16 protein-coding genes are annotated in these 19188 nt (G+C 71.8%); 9 read left to right on the forward strand and 7 right to left on the reverse strand.

The annotated features are described in order from the left end of the window. Positions 1-156: 156 nt before the first annotated feature. A complete protein-coding gene (locus ACGFSH_RS15590; protein WP_057582602.1) occupies positions 157-372 on the forward strand; it encodes a DUF4177 domain-containing protein in 216 nt (71 codons plus the stop codon). A gap of 107 nt (positions 373-479) precedes the next feature. Here the strand turns inward: ACGFSH_RS15590 and ACGFSH_RS15595 are convergent, their stop codons facing one another. Beyond that, the gene (locus ACGFSH_RS15595) at positions 480-902 is read right to left on the reverse strand and encodes a secondary thiamine-phosphate synthase enzyme YjbQ (RefSeq protein WP_393348693.1); all 423 of its coding nucleotides are present in this window, start codon (positions 900-902) and stop codon (positions 480-482) included. A 160-nt stretch (positions 903-1062) separates the two neighbouring features. On the opposite strand from ACGFSH_RS15595, the gene ACGFSH_RS15600 reads away from it, so the two are divergent. Then, the gene (locus ACGFSH_RS15600; RefSeq protein WP_393348695.1) at positions 1063-2139 is read left to right on the forward strand and encodes an NAD(P)-binding domain-containing protein; all 1077 of its coding nucleotides are present in this window, start codon (positions 1063-1065) and stop codon (positions 2137-2139) included. Between the two features lie 13 nt (positions 2140-2152). Here ACGFSH_RS15600 and mltG read toward each other — a convergent pair whose 3' ends face one another. Next, a complete protein-coding gene (gene mltG, locus ACGFSH_RS15605; RefSeq protein WP_393348697.1) occupies positions 2153-3007 on the reverse strand; it encodes an endolytic transglycosylase MltG in 855 nt (284 codons plus the stop codon). A gap of 53 nt (positions 3008-3060) precedes the next feature. Next, a complete protein-coding gene (locus ACGFSH_RS15610) occupies positions 3061-4962 on the reverse strand; it encodes an ABC transporter ATP-binding protein (RefSeq protein ID WP_393348699.1) in 1902 nt (633 codons plus the stop codon). A 93-nt stretch (positions 4963-5055) separates the two neighbouring features. Between ACGFSH_RS15610 and ACGFSH_RS15615 the strand changes: the two genes are divergently transcribed. Then, entirely contained in the window at positions 5056-5592 is a 537-nt protein-coding gene (locus ACGFSH_RS15615; RefSeq protein WP_393348701.1) for a MarR family winged helix-turn-helix transcriptional regulator, read from the forward strand. A 128-nt stretch (positions 5593-5720) separates the two neighbouring features. On the opposite strand, the gene ACGFSH_RS15620 is transcribed toward ACGFSH_RS15615, so the two are convergent. Together ACGFSH_RS15620 and ACGFSH_RS15625 are read right to left on the reverse strand one after the other, a co-directional pair. Next, the gene (locus tag ACGFSH_RS15620; RefSeq protein ID WP_393348702.1) at positions 5721-7181 is read right to left on the reverse strand and encodes a cation:dicarboxylate symporter family transporter; all 1461 of its coding nucleotides are present in this window, start codon (positions 7179-7181) and stop codon (positions 5721-5723) included. Between the two features lie 384 nt (positions 7182-7565). After that, complete coding sequence (locus tag ACGFSH_RS15625; protein ID WP_393348704.1) at positions 7566-8375, reverse strand: L,D-transpeptidase family protein; 810 nt, start codon at positions 8373-8375, stop codon at positions 7566-7568. Positions 8376-8617: 242 nt separating this feature from the next. Here ACGFSH_RS15625 and ACGFSH_RS15630 point away from each other — a divergent pair, with 242 nt between their 5' ends. From ACGFSH_RS15630 to ACGFSH_RS15645, 4 genes are all read left to right on the forward strand, one after another. Next, positions 8618-10519, forward strand: a complete 1902-nt coding sequence (locus tag ACGFSH_RS15630; RefSeq protein ID WP_393348706.1) for an ABC transporter transmembrane domain-containing protein — start codon at positions 8618-8620, stop codon at positions 10517-10519. Beyond that, positions 10516-12333, forward strand: coding sequence for an ABC transporter ATP-binding protein (locus ACGFSH_RS15635; protein ID WP_393348708.1), 1818 nt, complete (start codon positions 10516-10518; stop codon positions 12331-12333). Before ACGFSH_RS15630 ends, ACGFSH_RS15635 begins: the two co-directional genes overlap by 4 nt. A gap of 501 nt (positions 12334-12834) precedes the next feature. Beyond that, entirely contained in the window at positions 12835-13305 is a 471-nt protein-coding gene (locus ACGFSH_RS15640) for a DUF5709 domain-containing protein (protein WP_393348710.1), read from the forward strand. Between the two features lie 18 nt (positions 13306-13323). Further along, the gene (locus tag ACGFSH_RS15645) at positions 13324-13581 is read left to right on the forward strand and encodes a type B 50S ribosomal protein L31 (protein ID WP_069772314.1); all 258 of its coding nucleotides are present in this window, start codon (positions 13324-13326) and stop codon (positions 13579-13581) included. A 35-nt stretch (positions 13582-13616) separates the two neighbouring features. Here the strand turns inward: ACGFSH_RS15645 and ACGFSH_RS15650 are convergent, their stop codons facing one another. Continuing rightward, the gene (locus tag ACGFSH_RS15650; protein ID WP_393348712.1) at positions 13617-14411 is read right to left on the reverse strand and encodes a metal-dependent hydrolase; all 795 of its coding nucleotides are present in this window, start codon (positions 14409-14411) and stop codon (positions 13617-13619) included. Between the two features lie 145 nt (positions 14412-14556). Here ACGFSH_RS15650 and ACGFSH_RS15655 point away from each other — a divergent pair, with 145 nt between their 5' ends. Both ACGFSH_RS15655 and ACGFSH_RS15660 read left to right on the forward strand, forming a co-directional pair. After that, positions 14557-17070, forward strand: coding sequence for a DEAD/DEAH box helicase (locus tag ACGFSH_RS15655; RefSeq protein ID WP_393348714.1), 2514 nt, complete (start codon positions 14557-14559; stop codon positions 17068-17070). A gap of 175 nt (positions 17071-17245) precedes the next feature. Beyond that, complete coding sequence (locus tag ACGFSH_RS15660; RefSeq protein ID WP_393348716.1) at positions 17246-18115, forward strand: acyl-CoA thioesterase; 870 nt, start codon at positions 17246-17248, stop codon at positions 18113-18115. Between the two features lie 31 nt (positions 18116-18146). Here the strand turns inward: ACGFSH_RS15660 and ACGFSH_RS15665 are convergent, their stop codons facing one another. Beyond that, a complete protein-coding gene (locus ACGFSH_RS15665) occupies positions 18147-19097 on the reverse strand; it encodes a DUF6397 family protein (protein ID WP_393349162.1) in 951 nt (316 codons plus the stop codon). Positions 19098-19188: the final 91 nt, after the last annotated feature.

Raw genomic sequence — 19188 nt, forward strand, 5'->3', positions numbered from 1 at the left:
CTTCCGCGGTTCCGCCGCTCGGCTTCCGGTGCGCCGTCGTGGAACGGGCCCGCCCGGCCCGGAGATTCGGCCCCCGCCGCGCGTGGGAGTGCCAGTCGGTGGTTGGCTGTGCTCTGCCGGTTCCGTCAGCCGGTCCAACACGGGAAGGCCCCAGACATGAGCAACCCGCACGCACTCGAGTACAAGGTCGTCACCTTCCGCGAGTCACTGATCGGAGACGCGCTGGACAGCGACAAACTGGAGAAGGTCCTGAACAAGCACGCCGAGGACGGCTGGGCCCTCAAGGCCATCACCTCCGCCGACGTCAAGGGCCGTATCGGTCCCGGCGCGGTCGAGGGCCTGCTCCTCACCCTGGAGCGCCCGCGCCGCTGACGTCCGGCGCCGTGAACCCCGGGGCCGGACGCAACCGTCAGGCCCCCCGGTTCGACCGTCAGACGTCCGCTTCGGCCGTCAGGCGCCGGGTGCGCTCCTGTTCGGCTTCATCCCAGGAAGCTCAGCCGGACCTGACGGTCGGGGTTGTCCTTGTTGGTGTCCACGAGGCACACCGCCTGCCACGTTCCCAGTTCGAGCCTGCCGTCCACCACGGGCAGGGTCGCGTGGGGCGGGACGAAGGCCGGCAGGACGTGGTCGCGGCCGTGACCGGGGCTGCCGTGCCGGTGCTGCCAGCGGTCGTCCGCGGGCAGCAGCGTGTGCAGGGCGGCGAGCAGGTCGTCGTCACTGCCCGCGCCCGTCTCGATGATCGCGATGCCGGCCGTCGCGTGCGGGACGAAGACGTTCAGAAGGCCGTCGCGGCCGGTGGCCACCTCGCGCAGGAACGTCTCGCAGTCGCCGGTGAGGTCGACGACCCTCTCCCGGGAACCGGAGGCGACGGACAGGACTCGGGTGGTGAACGCATCTGACATGCCACCATCCTGACCCATATGCCGCGCTCCACACCCCCGGAGGCGCCCGCGCCGAGGGCCCACGACGCGGCGGGCCGGCGTCCCTCGGCCGCCCCGCCCGGCGCCCGTGGGTTCCCCGGCGCTCGGGAAGATCCATGTCCGCCCGGGCGTTGGTAGAAGCGTGAACGATGTGCGTGAGGTCGAGGTGGTCGTCATAGGCGCGGGTCAGGCGGGTCTGGCGGGCGCCTATCACCTGCGGCGCACCGGTTTCGAGCCGGAGCGCGACTTCGTGGTTCTCGACCGGGCCGCGGCTCCGGGCGGCGCCTGGCAGTTCCGCTGGCCCTCGCTGACCTACGGCAAGGTGCACGGGATGCACGCGCTGCCCGGCATGGAGCTGACGGGCGCGGATCCCGCCCGGCCGTCGTCCGAGGTGATCGGCGCGTACTTCGCCGCCTACGAGCGCGAGTTCGATCTGCGGGTGCGGCGGCCGGTCGAGGTGCGGGCCGTCCGGGAGGGCGCCGGCGGGCGCCTTCTGGTGGAGACCTCCGACGGCGCCTGGTCCGCGCGGGCGCTGATCAACGCCACCGGCACCTGGGGCCGACCGTTCTGGCCCCGCTATCCGGGCCAGGAGACCTTCCGCGGACGACAGCTGCACACCGCCCGGTACCCGGGGCCGGAGGTGTTCGCCGGGGCACGGGTGGTCGTGGTGGGCGGCGGCGCGTCCGGCACCCAGCATCTGCTGGAGATCGCGCCTCTCGCGGCCGCCACCACCTGGGTGACACGCCGGCCTCCGGTCTTCCGGGAGGGGCCCTTCGACGAGGAGGCGGGCCGCGCGGCGGTCGCGCTCGTGGAGGAGCGCGTGCGCCAGGGGCTGCCGCCCCGGAGCGTGGTCTCCGTGACGGGCCTGCCGCTCAACGACGCGATCCGCCAGGGGCTGGCCGACGGGGTCCTGGACCGGCTGCCCATGTTCGACCGGATCACCCCGGAAGGCGTGGAGTGGAACGACGGTCGGCGGGTCGACGCCGACGTCATCCTGTGGGCCACGGGCTTCCGGGCTGCCGTCGACCATCTCGCGCCGCTGCGGCTGCGCGAGCCGGGCGGCGGGATCCGTATCGAGGGCACGCGCGCTGCCGCCGACCCGCGCGTCCATCTCGTCGGCTACGGGCCGTCGGCCAGCACCATCGGCGCCAACCGGGCCGGGCGGGCGGCCGTCCGGGACATCAGGCGGCTGCTCGCGCGGGAGACGCTCGCCGCCTGACGGCCCCGCCGCCTCATCCGGCCGCGGCGGGCGGGCGCTTGAGGGCCTTCTGGTTGCGGTTGAACTCCGCGACGTTGCGCTGGTGTTCCGCGAGGCTCGCCGTGAAGCGGGTGTCGCCCGGCTTGACGGTGACGAAGTACAGCCAGTCGCCCGGAGTGGGGTTGACGACGGCGCGCATGGCGTCCTCGCCGGGGTTGTCGATGGGCGTCGGGGGCAGCCCCATGCGCTGGTAGGAGTTGTACGGGCTCTGCACGCGGGTGTCGCTCTCCGTCGTCCTCAGCGTGGAGCGGTTCAACGCGTAGTTGATGGTGGAGTCCATCTGCAACGGCATCCCGCGCTCCAGCCGGTTGAACACCACCCGGGCCACCTTGCCCATGTCCGCCTTGGTGGCCGCCTCTGCCTGGACGAGGCTGGCGACGGTGACCGCCTGATAGACGTTCATGGCGTTGCGCTGGGCGCCCGCGGTCACGGGCGCGCCGTTGAACCGCTTGTCGGCCGTGTCGACCATGTACGCCAGCAGCGTCCGCGGCGTGGCCTTCTCGTCCAGCGGATAGGTCGCCGGGAAGAGGTACCCCTCCGGGTTGCCCTTGGCGTCGCCCGGCAGTTTCAGGCCGGCCGTCGGCATCGCCTTCCTGGTGGTGCCGGACGGCAGGGCGAGTGCCTTGTCGATGGCCGCGTAGACCTGGCTCGCGCGCCAGCCCTCGGGGACGACCAGGGTCCTCGGCTTCGGTTCTTTCTCGGCGTTCTCCAGGGTCAGCAGCGGCACCGCCACGGCGGTGCCGGCCACGACGGCTCCGGTCGCGATCAGGACGAGACGGCCCCGGCGCGTCAGTCGAATCGTGCTCCGAGGCGGAGTGTTCATCTGCATGGGGGCACGGTAACCCTCAGATCATTACAAACCCGACATAACCGGGCATACTTTCATCTTGTCGGCTCCAGTCGGGCGTCTCGTCGCACCAGGGCCGCGTACCGGCCGTCCAGCCGCAGCAGCTCCTCGTGCGTGCCGCGTTCGGCGACCGTGCCGGAGTCGAGGACCACGATCTGGTCGGCGTCTTGGACGGTGGACAGCCGGTGGGCGATGGTGAGGGTGGTCCGGTTCGCCGAGAGGGCGTCGATGGCGTCCTGGACGGCCTGCTCCGTGCGGGTGTCGAGGGCGCTGGTCGCCTCGTCCAGGATGAGCACCGGCGGATCGCGCAGGATGGTGCGGGCGATCGCCAGACGCTGCTTCTCCCCGCCCGAGAAGCGGTGTCCGCGCTCGCCGACCACCGTGTCGTAGCCGTCGGGCAGTCCGGCGATGTGGTCGTGGATCTGCGCCGCCCGCGCCGCCGCGTGCAGTTCCTCGTCGGTGGCGTCCGGCTTGGCGAAGCGCAGGTTGTCGGCGACCGTGGCGTGGAAGAGGTACGTCTCCTGCGAGACGACGCCGACCGCGCGGGCCAGGGTGTCGAAGTCGAGGTCGCGCACGTCGACGCCGTCTATGGTGACCCGGCCGCCCGTCACGTCGTACAGCCGCGGCACCAGGTGGCCCAGCGTGGACTTGCCCGCGCCGGTCGGGCCGACGACGGCCAGGCTGCCGCCCGCCGGGACGGTGACGTCGATGCCGTCGAGCACCGGCCTGAGCGCCGCACCTCCCCTGCCGTCCCGCTTACGGCTGTCGCCGCCGCGGTCGTCGCCGCCGAGGCCTTCGACACCGTCGCCGTCACCGTCGTCAACGCCGTCGCGGTCGTCGTAGCGGAAGACGACGTCCTCGAAGCGCACCTCGCCCTTGATCTGATCCAAGTGGACCGGGTCCTCGCGCTCGGTGATGTCGATCGGGAGGTCGAGGTACTCGAAGATGCGCTGGAAGAGCGCGAGCGAGGTCTGGATCTGCACGCCGGTCGACAGAAGGCTGACGGCCGGGCGGAACAGGCCCTGCTGCAACGACACGAAGGCCACGATCGTGCCGAGGGAGACATCGGGGCCGCCGAATTGCAGTGCCATGCCGGCCGTCCAGTAGATGACCGCGGGCATGGCCGCCATGACGATCCCGATCACGGCCATGCGCCAGCGTCCGGCCATGTTCGACCGCACCTCGAGGTCCACCAGCTGCTCGGACTCGTCCGAGAAGGCCTGGGTGAGCGAGTCGGCGCGGCCCATGGTGCGACCGAGCAGGATGCCGCTGACGGAGAGGGACTCGGTGACCGTCGCGGCCATCGCGGCCATCTGCTTCTGGCGCTGGGTGGTGATCTTCTTGCGTTCGTTGCCCACACGGCGGCTGATCCACACGAATACCGGCAGCAGAAGAAGCGAGACGACCGTCAGCCGCCAGTCGAGGGCCACCATCGCGATGATCGTGGCGACCACACTGGTGAAGTTCGAGACCAGGGAGGTGGCGGTCGAGGTGACCGTGGCCTGCATGCCGCCGATGTCGTTGGCGATGCGTGACTGCACCTCGCCGGTACGCGTGCGCGTGAAGAACGCCAGGGACATGCGCTGCAGGCGCCCGTAGACGGCCGTCCGCAGGTCGTGCATGACGCGCTGGCCGACCGTGGTGGAGATGAGTGTCTGCAGCACGCCGAAGACGCCGCCGAGCACGGCGCTGAGGATCATGCCCAGGGCGAGCAGGCTCAGCAGGCCGGTGCGCCCCTGGGGGATCGCGACGTCCAGCGTCTCCTTGAGCAGGAACGGGGTGGCCACGGTGACCAGCGACGCGGCGGCGACCAGCAGGCCGACGACCGCGAGCCGTGCACGGTAGGGCTTGAAGAGAGCGAGGATGCGGCGCACCTGACGGGGCTCGTCGGCCGACGCGTCGGGCGTGGGGGTCCATTCGATGTGATCTCGGGGCATGGCTCCTACGGAGGGTGTGACGAGAAGGACGGGCGGACCGTAGCTCATTGTTACCTATACTCACAATGAACGGCCTCCTGATATTGTTCCCGCATGACCACCCCGGATTCCGACAGTCTGCTCGCCGAGCAACTGCTGCGGCTCACGCGCCGGGTGCACCGCATCCAGAAGCGCCATCTGCAGCAGAGCGGGCTGGGTGTCACGCCGGCCCAGGCCCGGCTGCTGCGCACCCTGGCGCACTGCGCCGCACCGCCGCGCATGGCCGACCTGGCCGCCCGGCTGGAGGTGGTGCCCCGGGCGGTGACGACCCTGGTCGACGGCCTGGAGGCGAGCGGTCTGGCGCGGCGGGCGCCCGACCCCACCAATCGACGGGTCATCCGGATCGAGCTGACCGAGGGCGGCCGCAGAGCGCTGCGCGAACTGCGCGGTGCTCGCGTGTCGGCGGCGGAGGAGATCCTCGACCCGCTGACCACCCTGGAGCGCGAGGTGCTGAGCGGTCTGCTGGACGCACTGGTCGGCGGCGAGTCGGCGGACCACGAGCCGGCTCGCGAACGGGAACGGGCGCAGCACCGGGAGCGGGCGAGGGAAGGCTCCGCAGAGGGTTCCGCGGAGCCGGGCCACGTCTGCTGAGCGGCACGCGAACGGGCCGTGCTCGCCCCCTCCGCAACTTGCCGGAGTAGCGAGCACGGCCGGTGAATCGGGGTCGGGGTCCGGGTCGGTCGGGGTCGGGGTTGGCTCGGGGCGCGGGTCGGGGGTGGTCAGGCGACCCCGTTGGCGGACTCCTTGGTGGGCTGGACCGGGATCCCGCCCACTGCGCCGGTCACCGCACCGGCCCTCTGGGAATCGTCGGCGCGGCCCTGGGAGACCTCGGGGTCTCGGGAGACCTCGGAGCCCCTTGGGCCCTCGGGCTCCCGCTCCCTCCCCTCCGGGACGTCCCCGTCCAGCACCCTCCTGGCCCGCTCCAGGTCGAGCGCGCCCTCCCAGCGGGAGACCGCGAAGACGGCGACGCAGTTGCCCAGCAGGTTGGTGACGACGCGCATCGAGTCCATGATGCGGTCCACGCCCAGCAGCAGCGCCACCGCGCCGGCGGGCACGGCGCCCAGCGAGGAAGCGGTCGCCGACAGCGCGAGGAAGGCCGAGCCGGGGATTCCGGCCATGCCCTTGCTGGTGAGCATCAGCACCAGGATCACCGTGACCTGCTGGCCCAGGCTCAGGTCCACGCCCACCGCCTGGGCGAGGAACAGCGTGCCGATCGACAGATAGAGCGAGGCGCCGTCCAGGTTGAAGGAGTAGCCCGTCGGCAGCACCAGGCCCACGGCGTCGTCGCGGGCTCCGGCCCTGCGCAGCTTCTGCATCACGCGGGGCATGACGGATTCGGTGGACGCCGTGCCGAGCGCGAGGAGCATCTCTTCACGGATGTAGCGCAGGAACTTCCACAGGCTCAGCCCGGTGACCATGCGCAGGGCGACGGCCAGCAGTGCGATGAAAAGGGCCGCCGCGGCGTAGCACAGGGCGATCAGTTTGCCGTAGGTCTCGATCACCCCGAGGCCGTAGTTGCCGATCAGGACGGCCGTCGCGCCGAACACCGCGATCGGCGCCAGTCGCATGACGAACCCGACGACGGCGAAGACGATCTCCTGGGCCTGCTCGACGGCCGGCAGCACCTTGGGCACCCGGGTGTGGCCGAGATGCAGCAGCGCGGCGCCCACCAGACAGGCGAGGACGAGCACTTGGAGCAGGGAGTTCTCGGCGAACGCGCCGACGAAACTGGTGGGGAGCGCGTTCACGACGAACTCGGCCGCCGAGGGCAGCGAACCGCCGCCGGTCTTCGCGTCGACCGCGGAGGTGTCGAGCGTGGCGGGGTCGACGTCCATGCCGGCGCCCGGCCGGACGAGGTTGGCGGCCAGCAGCCCGATGACCAGGGCGAAAGTACTGGCGACCTCGAACCAGACCAGCGCCTTGACGCCGATTCGGCCGAAGGCCCTCAGATCCCCGGCCTTGGCGATGCCGACGACGACCACGCAGAACACCAGGGGCGAGATGATCGTCTTGATGAGCCGGGTGAACCCGTCGCCGAGCGGCTGCAGATCCGTGGCCACGCCGGGCCACAGTCTTCCGACGAGCACGCCGAGGACCAGCGCGACGGCTACCTGGGCGAAGAGTGAGGTACGCAGTACGCGCACGACGCGGCGCGAGGCGGACGGGGCGGACGGCTGCACGGGGACTCCTGGGGGGGGACGGCCGGCGGTGCGGGGGCGCCGGGGGGCACCGGACATGGCGGTACGGGGCTCGGCGCTACGGGAGTTGACGGCACGGGACTTGGCGGCACGGCGAACCGAAGGGGACTTCTGCCATACGGAAAGCAGTTTCCGCGTTGATCACTGTGCGGCCGCCGTTGATCGTCCGCGAAACCGCCGGGTTTCCGTCAGGTAAATCCCGGCCGGGCTGATCCCGTCCCGGGTGATACGTCGTCGACGGCCGCGACCCCAACGCGCAAGCCCTTCAAACCCCTCAGCCTTTCAGGCCCCTCAGGCCCCTCAGGCCCAGTCGGCCCATTCGGCCCTTCGAGGCCCCAGCCCTTTGAGACCCCACGCCCCCCAGCCTCAAGCCTTCAGCGCGGCCCTGTCCCCCATGACCACCACGGGATGCTCATCCGGGTCCAAGGTGCGCAACAGGTGCTCCATCGCCTCCTGGGACACGCTGACGCACGCCGACGTGCCGCTGCCGTGATCCATGTGCAGCCAGATGCCTCCGCCCCTGTCCTCGCCCTCGGGCCGCGCCGGGTCGTCGGGCGGGGCCCCCTTGACGCGGTTGTAGTCGATGGCGATCACGTAATCGAAGTCGTGCCAGTGCGACTTCGCCCACCACCTTGGCGCCGCGTAGGAGGCGGATCTCGTGTAGGGCAGCCGGGCCCCGGGGTCGGCGAGCACCCCGCCCGCGTCGCTGAGCGTGAACACCCCTACCGGACTGCGGTTGTCGCCGGCCCGGTGCCGGGCCGTCCAGCCTCTCTTGCCGTTGTGTCCGGGCCAGGCACGGACACGCTCCCAGCGCGGGCCGCGTCTGGCATAGAGCACCACGGTGGCCCGCGCGGAGTCCTTCCCGTCGCCGTACACCGCCACGATCTGTCGCGCGGCCACGGGAATCCGTCGCCGCATCCGGTCGCCGATACCCGGCAGGCCCGTCGCCACGCCCGCACCCGCGCCTGACTCGTCCTCCGCAGCCGCTCCCGTTGAATGCCCGGCGCGTTGCGCCCCGCCCCCCGATCCGCCGCCATCTGCGCGCCGTGCTGCGGCTTCTGCCGCACCGTCACCTCCGCGTTCCGTGCTCGCTCCGCCGCAAGCGGCCAGGGCCGCGCACAGAAGGACGGACGCCAACGCGGCGGCTGCCGCACGTCGCTCATCGCCGAGTCGCATCGGACCATGCTCGCATCACTTTCCGGACTTCTCATGCCGATTCAGGACACCGAGCCGGGTCGGGGCGGTGCCCGGATCCCGCCGACGCCACGGAAAACCGGTTGATTCCGACCAGGTCCCGACGCGAACCTTGCACGGTTTGCTGCCGCGGTCCGCGGGCCTTCCGTCCGCCGCCGCTCCCTCACCTCACGCCCCCTCCCCGCCCGCCTTTCCCCTCCCCTGACTCGAACCACTGGGACGCCATGCAGATCCAAGACCTCCCGTACCCCGACCCGGGTGTGCCGGACGCCCGCTCGGGCCCCCGCTTCCTGTGGTGGCTGGGCCGCAACCAGCTCGGCGGTCAACTCAAGGCCCTGGCCTGGGGGCTGCTGCACTTCGTCGCCGTCTCGGCGCTGCCCTTCTGCGTGGGCTTCGCGATCGAGGCCGTCGTGGACCGCTCCGGCGCCCGACTCGCCCTCACCGGCGTGGTGCTGGCCCTGTGCGGCGCGGCCATCGCCGTCGGTGACACGTTCCTGCACCGGGCCGCGGTCACCAACTGGATCACCGTCGCCGCCCGGGTACAGCAACTGCTCGCCCGCCAGGCCTCGCAGCTCGGTTCCGCGCTGACCCGGCGGGTCGCGGCCGGTGAGGTCGTGGCCGTCTCCACGGGCGACGTCGAGAAGATCGGCTGGTTCGTCGAGGCGGTGTCCCGTTTCACCGCCGCGGCCGTCACCGTCCTCCTGGTCTGCGTGGGCCTGGTCGTGTACCAGCCCGCGCTCGGCGTCGTGGTCGCCGTGGGCCTGCCCGTGCTCGCGCTGGCGGTGCTGCCACTGCTCCCGCGGGCCACCCGCCGCGCCGACGTCCAGCGCGAGAAGGCCGGACGCGCCACCGAACTCGCCTCGGACACCGTGGCCGGCCTGCGGGTGCTGCGCGGGATCGGCGGTGAGGAACTCTTCCTAGACCGGTATCGCAGCGCCTCGCAGGAGGTGCGGCACGCGGCTGTGCGCAGCGCCCGTATGTGGTCGCTGATCAGCGCCATCCAGGTGCTGATGCCGGGTCTGCTGTTGATCGCGGTCGTCTGCTACGGCGTCCACCTGGCGCGCGAAGGCCGCATCACGGTGGGTGAACTGGTCACCGTATACAGCTCCGTGATGGTGCTGACCTATCCCCTCAGGCACTTCGAGGAGATCGCGATGGCCTACTCGTTCTCGCGTCCGTCGGCCCATCGTGCCGCGGGTGTGCTGTCCCTGGAGCGGGCGACCGACACCGGCGGGTCCCGCGCGGCCGAAGCTCCCTCGGGCGATCTGTACGACCCCGCCACCGGCCTGCTCGCCCCGTCGGGCCGGTTCACCGCGGTGGTGTGCGGCGACCCCGACGCGGCGGGAGTCCTGGCCGAACGACTGGGCGGCCATCCCGCGGAGGACGGCCCGTCGGTCCTGCTCGGCGGCGTCCCCCTGGACGAACTCCCGCTGGACTGCGCCCGCACGGCCGTCCTCGTGCAGGACAAGGATCCCGTCCTGTTGTCCGGCACGCTGCGCGAGCTGCTCGACGTGCCCGCCTCGGGGGAGGTCGACGCGGGTGCGGCGCTGGCCGCCGCCCAGTGCGACGACGTCCTCGAGGCGCTCGTCCAGGGGTCGTTGGAAGCCGCGGACCCGATGGACGCCCGCATCACCGAACGGGGCCGGTCCCTCTCCGGCGGCCAGCGGCAGCGGCTCGCGCTGGCCCGGTCGCTGTACACCGACCCCGAGGTCCTCGTCCTGGACGAGCCCACCTCGGCCGTGGACTCGCACACCGAGGCCCGCATCGCCGAAGGGGTGCGCGAGCTGCGGGAAGGACGCACGACGGTCGTGTTCACCTCGTCCCCGCTGCTGCTCGACCGGGCCGACCGGGTCGTGCTCGTCCACGAGGGCGTGGCCGTCGCGGCCGGAGCGCACCGCGAACTGCTGCACCACGAGCCGCGGTACCGGGCCGTGGTGACCAGGGAGACCGAGGAGGAGAGCACCCGGAGCACGGCCCTCCACGACCGGACGACCTCTCCGAGCGGCAAGCCCGGACTCCCGGAGAACAACGGCCTCGTGACCATCGAGGACGACCTGACAGCCGCCGAGCGCGACTTCGCTCGGACGGGGCGCGAGGAGCGCGAAGAGATCGAGGAGAGGGCATGATCGGTGTGGCGCCACCCGCCTACGACCCGGCGACGCCGAAGACGGCCGGCACGCTGCCCGTCGGCGCCCCCGCGACCGTACGCGCCTACGTGGCCGAACTTCTGCGCCGGCACCGCCGCGCCTTCCTGCTCCTCCTCCTCGTCAACACGGTCGCCACGATCGCGTCGATGGTGGGTCCCTGGCTGCTGGGCGACATGGTGGAACGGTTGTCGCACGAGGCGCGCCAGCTCCATCTGGGGCTCACCGCCGCGTTGTTCGTCGTCGCTCTGGTCGTCCAGGCGGCGTTCGTGCGCCAGGTGCGGCTGCGTGGAGCGATGCTCGGCGAGCAGATGCTCGCGGACCTGCGCGAGGACTTCCTCGTCCGGTCGGTTCGCCTGCCTCCGGGCGTGCTGGAGCGGGCCGGCACCGGCGACCTGCTCTCCCGCATCACCACGGACGTCGACCGGCTGGCCAACGCGATGCGCGAGGCCGTGCCCCAGTTGACCATCGGTGTGATGTGGGCGCTGCTGCTGCTCGGCGGGCTGGTCGTCACGGCGCCGCCGCTCGCGCCGGCCGTGCTGGTCGCGGCGCCCCTGCTGATCGTCGGCTGCCGCTGGTACTTCAAGCGGGCGCCGGCCGGCTACCGCTCCGAGGCGGCGGGCTACGCGGCCGTGGCCGCCGCTCTCGCCGAGACGGTGGACGCGGGCCGCACCGTCGAGGCGCACCGCCTGGGCGGCCGCCGCATCGCGCTCTCGGAGCAGCGGATCCGGCAGTGGACGGCCTGGGAGCGCTACACGCTGTGGCTGCGGTCCGTGCTCTTCCCCGTGATCAACATGGTGCATGTGACGGTGCTCGGCTCGGTCCTCATGCTGGGCGGGGCGTTCGTGCTCCAGGGCTGGATCGACGTCGGGCAGCTGACGACGGGGGCGCTCCTCGCGCAGATGCTCGTCGACCCCGTGAACCTCGTGCTGCGCTGGTACGACGAGTTGCAGGTGGCCCAGGTGTCGCTGGCCCGGCTGGTCGGTGTGCGGGACATCGAGCCGGACGGAGGGGACCGCGAGCTGACTCCGGACGGACACGACGTGCTCGCCGACCGGGTGCACTTCGGCTACCGCGAAGGGGTCGACGTCCTGCGCAAGGTGTCCCTGGAGGTGTCCCCCGGCACCCGGCTGGCCCTGGTCGGCCCGTCGGGGGCGGGCAAGTCCACCCTGGGGCGGCTGCTGGCCGGGATCTACGCGCCCCGTGACGGCCGGATCACGCTCGGCGGCGCGGAACTGTCGCGGATGACCGCCGAGCGGGTCCGTTCCCACGTGGCGCTGGTCAACCAGGAGCACCACGTGTTCGTGGGCTCCCTGCGCGACAACCTCCGCCTCGCGCTCCCCCACTCCCGGCTGCGTCCGGGCGACGGGGCCTCGGCGGCAGCGCAGGACGCCGAGCTGTGGGCCTCGCTCGCCGCGGTCGACGCCGACGGGTGGGCGCGGGCCCTGGACGACGGCCTCGACACCGAGGTCGGCTCCGGCGGCGTCGCGCTCACCCCGGCGCAGGCCCAGCAGATCGCACTGGCCCGGCTGGTGCTGGCCGACCCGCACACGCTGGTCCTGGACGAGGCCACCTCGCTCCTCGACCCTCGTGCCGCGCGCCATCTCGAACGGTCCCTGGCCCGCGTGCTGGACGGCCGCACGGTCGTGGCGATCGCCCACCGGCTGCACACCGCCCACGACGCCGACGTGATCGCCGTCGTCGAGAACGGCTGTATCAGCGAGCTGGGCAGCCATGCCGAGCTGGTGGCGGCGGAGGGAGCCTACGCGGCCCTCTGGAGGTCGTGGCACGGCTGAGCAGCAGGGCGGACGAGGCATCCCGCGCGGGGGCCGCACACCCGTCCGAGGGGCACGGGCGTCGGTACGGGCGCGGGTCCCGGCCCGGATGCAGCAGGCGGCTGCGACTACTGTGCCACCGCCCTCGCCGGTGCCGGCCTGGACGGGTGGGCGGAAGCGGACGTCCGTGGCGCGGCAGGATGCGGTGCCACGGCGGGTCGCCCCGGCGGGCTCCGGACGACGGCATGACGGGGGCGACGGCCGTGACCGCCGGTCGGCACGACGCACGGTCCGCAGGCCGGGGAGGGGCGGCGGCGCCGCGTCCGAAGGGAGCGGGCCGGGCGATCCCGCGGCCTCTGGCGTTGCGCGGTACCGAAGCAGGGTGGAACGCTGGATATCGGCACCCGCGCGGGAGACCGTCGGAATCCATCCGGCACACGCCGCGCCCGGCCGACGCCCTGTACGGCGGCACCCGGCCGCCGACCGCGCAGGAAAGCGGCCCGTCACCCCCTGGAGGTAGCCGTGGACAGCGCCGACGGATGGGGAGACGACGTCTACCAGCCCGACGCCTCCGACATCCAGGACGACGCGGGGCTGCTCGACGGCGAGGACACGCTGGAGAACGACGGCGTCGAGGACCCCCTCGACCGCGGCTGGTCGCCGCCGGACCGCCCCTGGGCCGTCGAGCACACCGGTGTGACCGCCGCGGAGCGCCGGCAGGGGGAGAGCCTGGACCAGCGCCTCGCGGAGGAGCTGCCGGATCCCGAGACGCCCGACGGCGACGGTCTGGGCGACTGCGACGGCACGGACGGGGAACTCCTCGACAACGAGGTCGGCGCCATGCGCTCCGGACGGCTCGTGGCTCCCGACGAAGGGGTCCACGAGGACGAGGAGAGCGCGCTGATCGCCACGGACGTCGGCATCGACGGCGCGGCCGCCTCCGCTGAGGAGGCCGCGATGCACATCGTCGACGAGGACGCCCTGTCCGGTTGAACCGCACGAGGAGCATTCATGCAGCAGGACAAGCAGCCCGACTACCACGAGGTCGTCTTCCGTGACCGCGCCGCGGGATTCGCCTTCCTCACCCGGTCCACGGCGGCCAGCGACCAGACCATCGAGTGGGACGACGGTGAGACCTACCCGGTCGTCGACGTGGAGATCTCCTCGGAGAGCCACCCCTTCTACACCGGCAAGGCGCGCACGGTGGACACCGAGGGCCGTGTGGCCCGCTTCGAGCGGCGCTACGGCGACGGCGGCGCGATGACCTGAGCCGGCCGTCCGCCGGGGACGGTCCGCCCGGGCCGTCAGATGTAGTTGAGGGCTGCTGCCCCGCCCACCCCGCCGAGCACCATGAACACGGGCATGAGCACCTTCAGCTCGACCCAGCTGCCCGCCCGGAACCGCATCGCCTTGGGCGGCCCGATCGGGTACCAGCGCTTGCGCCCGATCGGGATGGGCCACAGGACCGGGCAGCCGGACACGGTCAGGGCGTCCCCGACGTCGTGCACCAGGGCGCCCAGCACGATGGGCAGTCCCAGCCACATGTACGCCTGACCGGGCTCGGTGAACAGCCAGTCCGAGCCGTTGCCGGGCTTGTCGAGGACACCGGCGAGGATCCACGCGCTGGTCGCGGCGAGCAGCCACACCAGCACATCGCTGCTGGAGCCCCGGGCCGCCCGCCACAGCAGGCCCTCGATCGCGAGCACCATGTGCACGAACAGGAGCGCCAGGACCGCCCAGCGGCCGCCGGTGATCGCCAGCGCCGACGATCCCGCGCCGATCATGACGGCCCACAGCCAGGTGTGCGTGAGCGTGCGGTGCCCGCCCGAGCGGCGCGGGTCGCCCTGCTTCCTCGTCGACTTGTAGACGGCGTAGGAGAGCTTGTCGACGATCTCGCACAGCCAGCGGGAGAGGGGGCCGAAGGCCCGGGAGATGGTGGCGGCCTTGTGGTCGAGATCCGGGGCGAGCGCGGCGCCGGCGCAGATCAGCGCGCCGGCGAGCAGGACCGGCCAGGGCATCGTGTGCCCCGCTGCCGCGGCCGCCGCACCGACGCCGAGCCAGGCGGCGGCGCCCGACAGTGAGTGTGCTGGTCCCATCATGGCCGTTGCCCGCCCTGTTTCTCGTGTGCCGCTGTCCAGTTGACCGGGTGCGATGACGCTCCGTCGGCGTCACAGCGTAGCCGCCGTGATCTTCGGGTCGGCAGCCGATTCCCCCCTCGGGGGTGACGGCAGGCAAGATGGGGTCGTGACCCTCATCGATCAGCTGCCGACGACCGCAGATCCCGACGCCCTGTACGAAGCCTTCGAGTCCTGGGCGCAGGAGCGCGGTCTGACGCTCTACCCCCACCAGGAGGAGGCGCTGATCGAGGTGGTCTCCGGGGCGAACGTGATCGTTTCGACGCCGACGGGGTCCGGGAAGAGCATGATCGCCGCGGCCGCCCACTTCGCGGCCCTCGCCCGGGACGAGGTCACCTTCTACACGGCGCCGATCAAGGCGCTGGTGTCGGAGAAGTTCTTCGAGCTGTGCAAGATCTTCGGCACGGAGAACGTCGGCATGCTGACCGGCGACGCGTCGGTGAACTCCGACGCTCCGGTGATCTGCTGCACCGCCGAGGTGCTCGCCTCGATCGCGCTGCGCGACGGCAGGCACGCCGACGTCGGCCAGGTCGTCATGGACGAGTTCCACTTCTACGCGGAGGGCGACCGCGGCTGGGCGTGGCAGATCCCGATCCTGGAGCTTCCGCAGGCGCAGTTCGTGCTGATGTCGGCGACGCTCGGGGACGTGTCGTTCTTCGAGAAGGACCTGGCCAGGCGCACCGGCCGGCCCACGGCGGTGGTCCGTTCGGCGACCCGCCCCGTGCCGCTGTCCTACGAGTACCGGTACACGCCGATGACGGAGACGCTCACCGACCTGCTGGACACCCGGCAGGCGCCCGTCTACATCGTGCACTTCACGCAGGCGCAGGCGGTGGAGCGGGCGCAGGCGCTGATGAGCATCAACATGTGCTCGCGTGAGGAGAAGGAGCGGATCGCCGCGCTGATCGGCAACTTCCGCTTCACCACCAAGTTCGGCCAGAACCTCTCGCGCTACGTGCGGCACGGCATCGGCGTCCATCACGCGGGCATGCTGCCGAAGTACCGGCGTCTGGTGGAGAAGCTGGCCCAGGCAGGACTGCTGAAGGTGATCTGCGGGACGGACACCCTCGGCGTCGGGGTCAACGTGCCCATCCGCACGGTGCTGTTCACGGCGCTGACCAAGTACGACGGCAACCGGGTGCGCACGCTGCGAGCCCGTGAGTTCCACCAGATCGCGGGCCGCGCGGGCCGGGCCGGTTTCGACACGGCGGGTCTGGTGGTCGCCCAGGCTCCCGAGCACGTCATCGAGAACGAGAAGGCCCTCAGCAAGGCCGGCGACGACCCGAAGAAGCGTCGCAAAGTGGTGCGCAAGAAGGCGCCCGAGGGGTTCGTGGGCTGGACGGAGAACACCTTCGACAAGCTGATCGACTCCGACCCGGAGCCGTTGACGTCGCGCTTCCGCGTCACGCACACGATGCTGTTGTCGGTGATCGCCCGGCCCGGAAACGCCTTCGAGGCGATGCGGCACCTGCTGGAGGACAACCACGAGCCGCGCAAGCAGCAGTTGCGGCACATCCGGCGTGCGATCGCGATCTACCGCTCGCTGCTGGACGGCGGCGTCGTGGAGAAGCTCGACGAGCCGGACGCCAGCGGCCGGATCGTCCGTCTCACCGTCGACCTCCAGCAGGACTTCGCACTGAACCAGCCGCTGTCCACCTTCGCGCTGGCCGCGTTCGAACTGCTGGATCCGGAATCGCCCTCCTACGCGCTCGACATGGTCTCCGTCGTGGAGTCCACGCTGGACGACCCGCGCCAGATCCTGGCCGCGCAGCAGAACAAGGCGCGCGGCGAGGCGGTGGCCGCGATGAAGGCCGACGGCGTCGAGTACGAGGAGCGCATGGAACGCCTCCAGGACGTCTCGTACCCGAAGCCTCTGGAGGAGCTGCTCTTCCACGCGTACGACACGTACCGCAAGAGCCACCCGTGGGTCGGCGACCATCCGCTGTCGCCGAAGTCCGTCATCCGGGACATGTACGAGCGGGCGATGTCGTTCACCGAGCTGGTCTCGCACTACGAGCTGGCCCGCACCGAGGGCATCGTGCTGCGGTACCTGGCCGGCGCGTACAAGGCGCTCGACCACACCGTCCCGGACGACCTCAAGTCGGAGGATCTCCAGGATCTGATCGCGTGGCTCGGCGAGATGGTGCGCCAGGTCGACTCCAGTCTCCTGGACGAGTGGGAGCAGCTCGCCAACCCGGAGGAGATGACCGCCGAGGAGGCCCAGGAGAAGGCCGACGAGGTCAAGCCGGTCACCGCCAACTCCCGCGCCTTCCGGGTCCTGGTCCGCAACGCGATGTTCCGCCGGGTCGAGCTGGCCGCTCTCGACCGTGTCGACGAACTCGGCGAGCTGGACGGCGAGTCCGGCTGGGACGCCGACGCGTGGGGTGAGGCGATGGACAAGTACTGGGACGAGTACGACGACCTCGGCACCGGCCCCGACGCCCGGGGGCCGAAGCTGCTCGTCATCCAGGAGGAGCCGCAGAACGCGCTGTGGCGGGTACGTCAGATCTTCGACGACCCGAACGACGACCACGACTGGGGCATCAGCGCGGAGGTCGACCTCACGGCGTCCGACGCCGAGGGCCGTGCGGTCGTCCGCGTCACCTCCGTCGGCCAGCTGTGACGTCGGCGGTGTCGGGCGGCGGTTCGCAGGTGCGGACCGGGATGGGCGAAGCAGGCCGAACGGGCCGAACGGGCCTGCCGGGCGGGACCCGCGGAGCAGGCGCGCCGGACACCGCGCCACGCGCGGGCCGAGGCGCAGAGACAGCCACAGCAGAGGGCACAGGAGAAACGCACCGATGACGACGAATCCGGCCGAGAGGCTCGTCGACCTGCTCGACCTGGAGCAGATCGAGGTCGACATCTTCCGGGGCCGCAGCCCGCACGAGTCGCTGCAGCGCGTCTTCGGCGGCCAGGTGGCGGGCCAGGCGCTGGTCGCGGCCGGCCGGACCACCGAAGGCGACCGGCCGGTGCACTCGCTGCACGCGTACTTCCTGCGCCCGGGCCGGCCGGGCGTGCCGATCGTGTACCAGGTCGAGCGGGTGCGCGACGGCCGGTCGTTCACGACCCGCCGGGTCACCGCCGTGCAGCAGGGGCGCACGATCTTCACTCTCACCGCCTCCTTTCACAAACCTGAGGAAGGTCCCTTCGAGCACCAGCTGCCGCCGGCGCGCGAGGTCCCGGACCCGGAGTCGCTTCCGACGGTGACGGAGGAGATCCGGGCGCATCTGGGCGCACTGCCCGAGCAGTTGGAGCGCATGGCGCGCCGCCAGCCCTTCGACATCCGCTATGCGGATCCGCTGCGCTGGAGCGCCGAGGACCTCAAGGAAGCCGAACCGCGCAGCGCGGTGTGGATGCGCGCGGTCGGGCCGCTCGGAGACGATCCGCTGGTCCACACCTGCGCGCTCACATACGCCAGCGACATGACCCTGCTGGACGCCGTCCGCCTTCCGATCGAGCCCCTGTGGGGGCCGCGCAACTTCGACATGGCGTCGCTGGACCACGCGATGTGGTTCCACCGGCCGTTCCGCGCGGACGAGTGGTTCCTGTACGACCAGGAGTCGCCGATCGCGATCGGCGGTCGCGGACTGGCCCGGGGGCGCATCTACGACCGGGAGAGTCGCCTGTTGGTGTCGGTCGTCCAGGAGGGCCTGTTCCGGGCGCTCTAGCCGCCGGCGCAGTCGTCGTCGGCGCCGCAGGTCACGCGCCGCGACGACGCAACCGGTTCAGCAGGCCACGCCTGGGGCGCTCCGGATCGTCCGTTCGCCTCGCGTCCCGCTGTTGCGGTGGGGGTGGCAGGGCTCGTTTCGGCGCGGGACGCGGGGCGGGCTGACCGGCGCGCGCCTCGTCCAGGGTGCGTCGCAGGTCGTACGTCAGCCAGCGGATCTCGTCGGCGTCCTCCGCCGTCATGATCTTCTCGACGAGGTGTGCGGCCGGTGTGCCGGGGGCGCAGTGGACGGGCGGTCCGGGCCGGAACCGGTTCAGGTGCGAGCGCTCATAGGGATCCGTGACGGTCTCCGCGACCCGGAGAGGGTCGAGGAACCCGGCCAGGACTCCGGCGCGCCGCCACGGCTCCCGGGCCTGGCGGAGCAGGAAGCCCAGGTGGCGTCCACGCCAGTTCCGGGGACGCAGGTCCACGCCGGCGGCCAGTTGGCCCCGCAGCACCTCGGGTGTGCGGCCGGTGAACAGGAACGCGTTGGTCCGGTCCGCGGCGAACTGGCTCAGCTCGTCGGCGAGATACAGCCAGACGACGGCCCGGTAGCGGTTCACGTAAAACCTCACCGGCACCACCAGCCCCAGACGAGCGAGCCGGGTGAAGCGGGTCGGCGGCATACCGAGCAGGGCGGCGCCCTCGGCGGTCCCCACGGCCCGCACGCTCTCGCGCAGCGCTTCGGGGAAACCGGGCTGCGCCCGCAGCCGATCGATCTCGGCGCGCGGCACCCTGCATGCGCCGCCTGCTTCGTCGGGCACGGTCCTGATGCGCCCGAGGTGCACGGCGAGTTCGAACTCGGCCCGCTTCAGGTCCAGTTCGCGGGCGGCGCGGCTCGGCGTGCGGAAGGAGGCGGAGTCACGCGCATGCGGGAGTGGGGTGCGGGCGGTGATCGTGGCGGTGGCGGTCGGGGCGGTGATGGCGGCCGTGACGGCGCTCATGGGGGTTGCAGTGGTGGCGTTCGCGGCGGTTGCGGTGGTGGCGCAGGTGGCGTTCGTGCGGATCGTGGTGCGGGACATCGTGGTCTCCCCC

The sequence above is a fragment of the Streptomyces sp. NPDC048481 genome (genome assembly GCF_043200075.1).
GTDB lineage: Bacteria > Actinomycetota > Actinomycetes > Streptomycetales > Streptomycetaceae > Streptomyces.

What these genes read in the sequence shown, in the direction of transcription:
- ACGFSH_RS15635 (WP_393348708.1), top strand. Translation starts at nt 10,516, where the DNA reads ATGATCGGTGTGGCGCCACCCGCCTACGACCCGGCGACGCCGAAGACG.
- ACGFSH_RS15595 (WP_393348693.1), bottom strand. Translation starts at nt 902, where the DNA reads ATGTCAGATGCGTTCACCACCCGAGTCCTGTCCGTCGCCTCCGGTTCC.
- mltG (WP_393348697.1), bottom strand. Translation starts at nt 3,007, where the DNA reads ATGCAGATGAACACTCCGCCTCGGAGCACGATTCGACTGACGCGCCGG.
- ACGFSH_RS15590 (WP_057582602.1), top strand. Translation starts at nt 157, where the DNA reads ATGAGCAACCCGCACGCACTCGAGTACAAGGTCGTCACCTTCCGCGAG.
- ACGFSH_RS15660 (WP_393348716.1), top strand. Translation starts at nt 17,246, where the DNA reads ATGACGACGAATCCGGCCGAGAGGCTCGTCGACCTGCTCGACCTGGAG.
- ACGFSH_RS15665 (WP_393349162.1), bottom strand. Translation starts at nt 19,097, where the DNA reads ATGAGCGCCGTCACGGCCGCCATCACCGCCCCGACCGCCACCGCCACG.
- ACGFSH_RS15645 (WP_069772314.1), top strand. Translation starts at nt 13,324, where the DNA reads ATGCAGCAGGACAAGCAGCCCGACTACCACGAGGTCGTCTTCCGTGAC.
- ACGFSH_RS15625 (WP_393348704.1), bottom strand. Translation starts at nt 8,375, where the DNA reads ATGCGACTCGGCGATGAGCGACGTGCGGCAGCCGCCGCGTTGGCGTCC.
- ACGFSH_RS15650 (WP_393348712.1), bottom strand. Translation starts at nt 14,411, where the DNA reads ATGATGGGACCAGCACACTCACTGTCGGGCGCCGCCGCCTGGCTCGGC.
- ACGFSH_RS15610 (WP_393348699.1), bottom strand. Translation starts at nt 4,962, where the DNA reads ATGCCCCGAGATCACATCGAATGGACCCCCACGCCCGACGCGTCGGCC.
- ACGFSH_RS15615 (WP_393348701.1), top strand. Translation starts at nt 5,056, where the DNA reads ATGACCACCCCGGATTCCGACAGTCTGCTCGCCGAGCAACTGCTGCGG.
- ACGFSH_RS15630 (WP_393348706.1), top strand. Translation starts at nt 8,618, where the DNA reads ATGCAGATCCAAGACCTCCCGTACCCCGACCCGGGTGTGCCGGACGCC.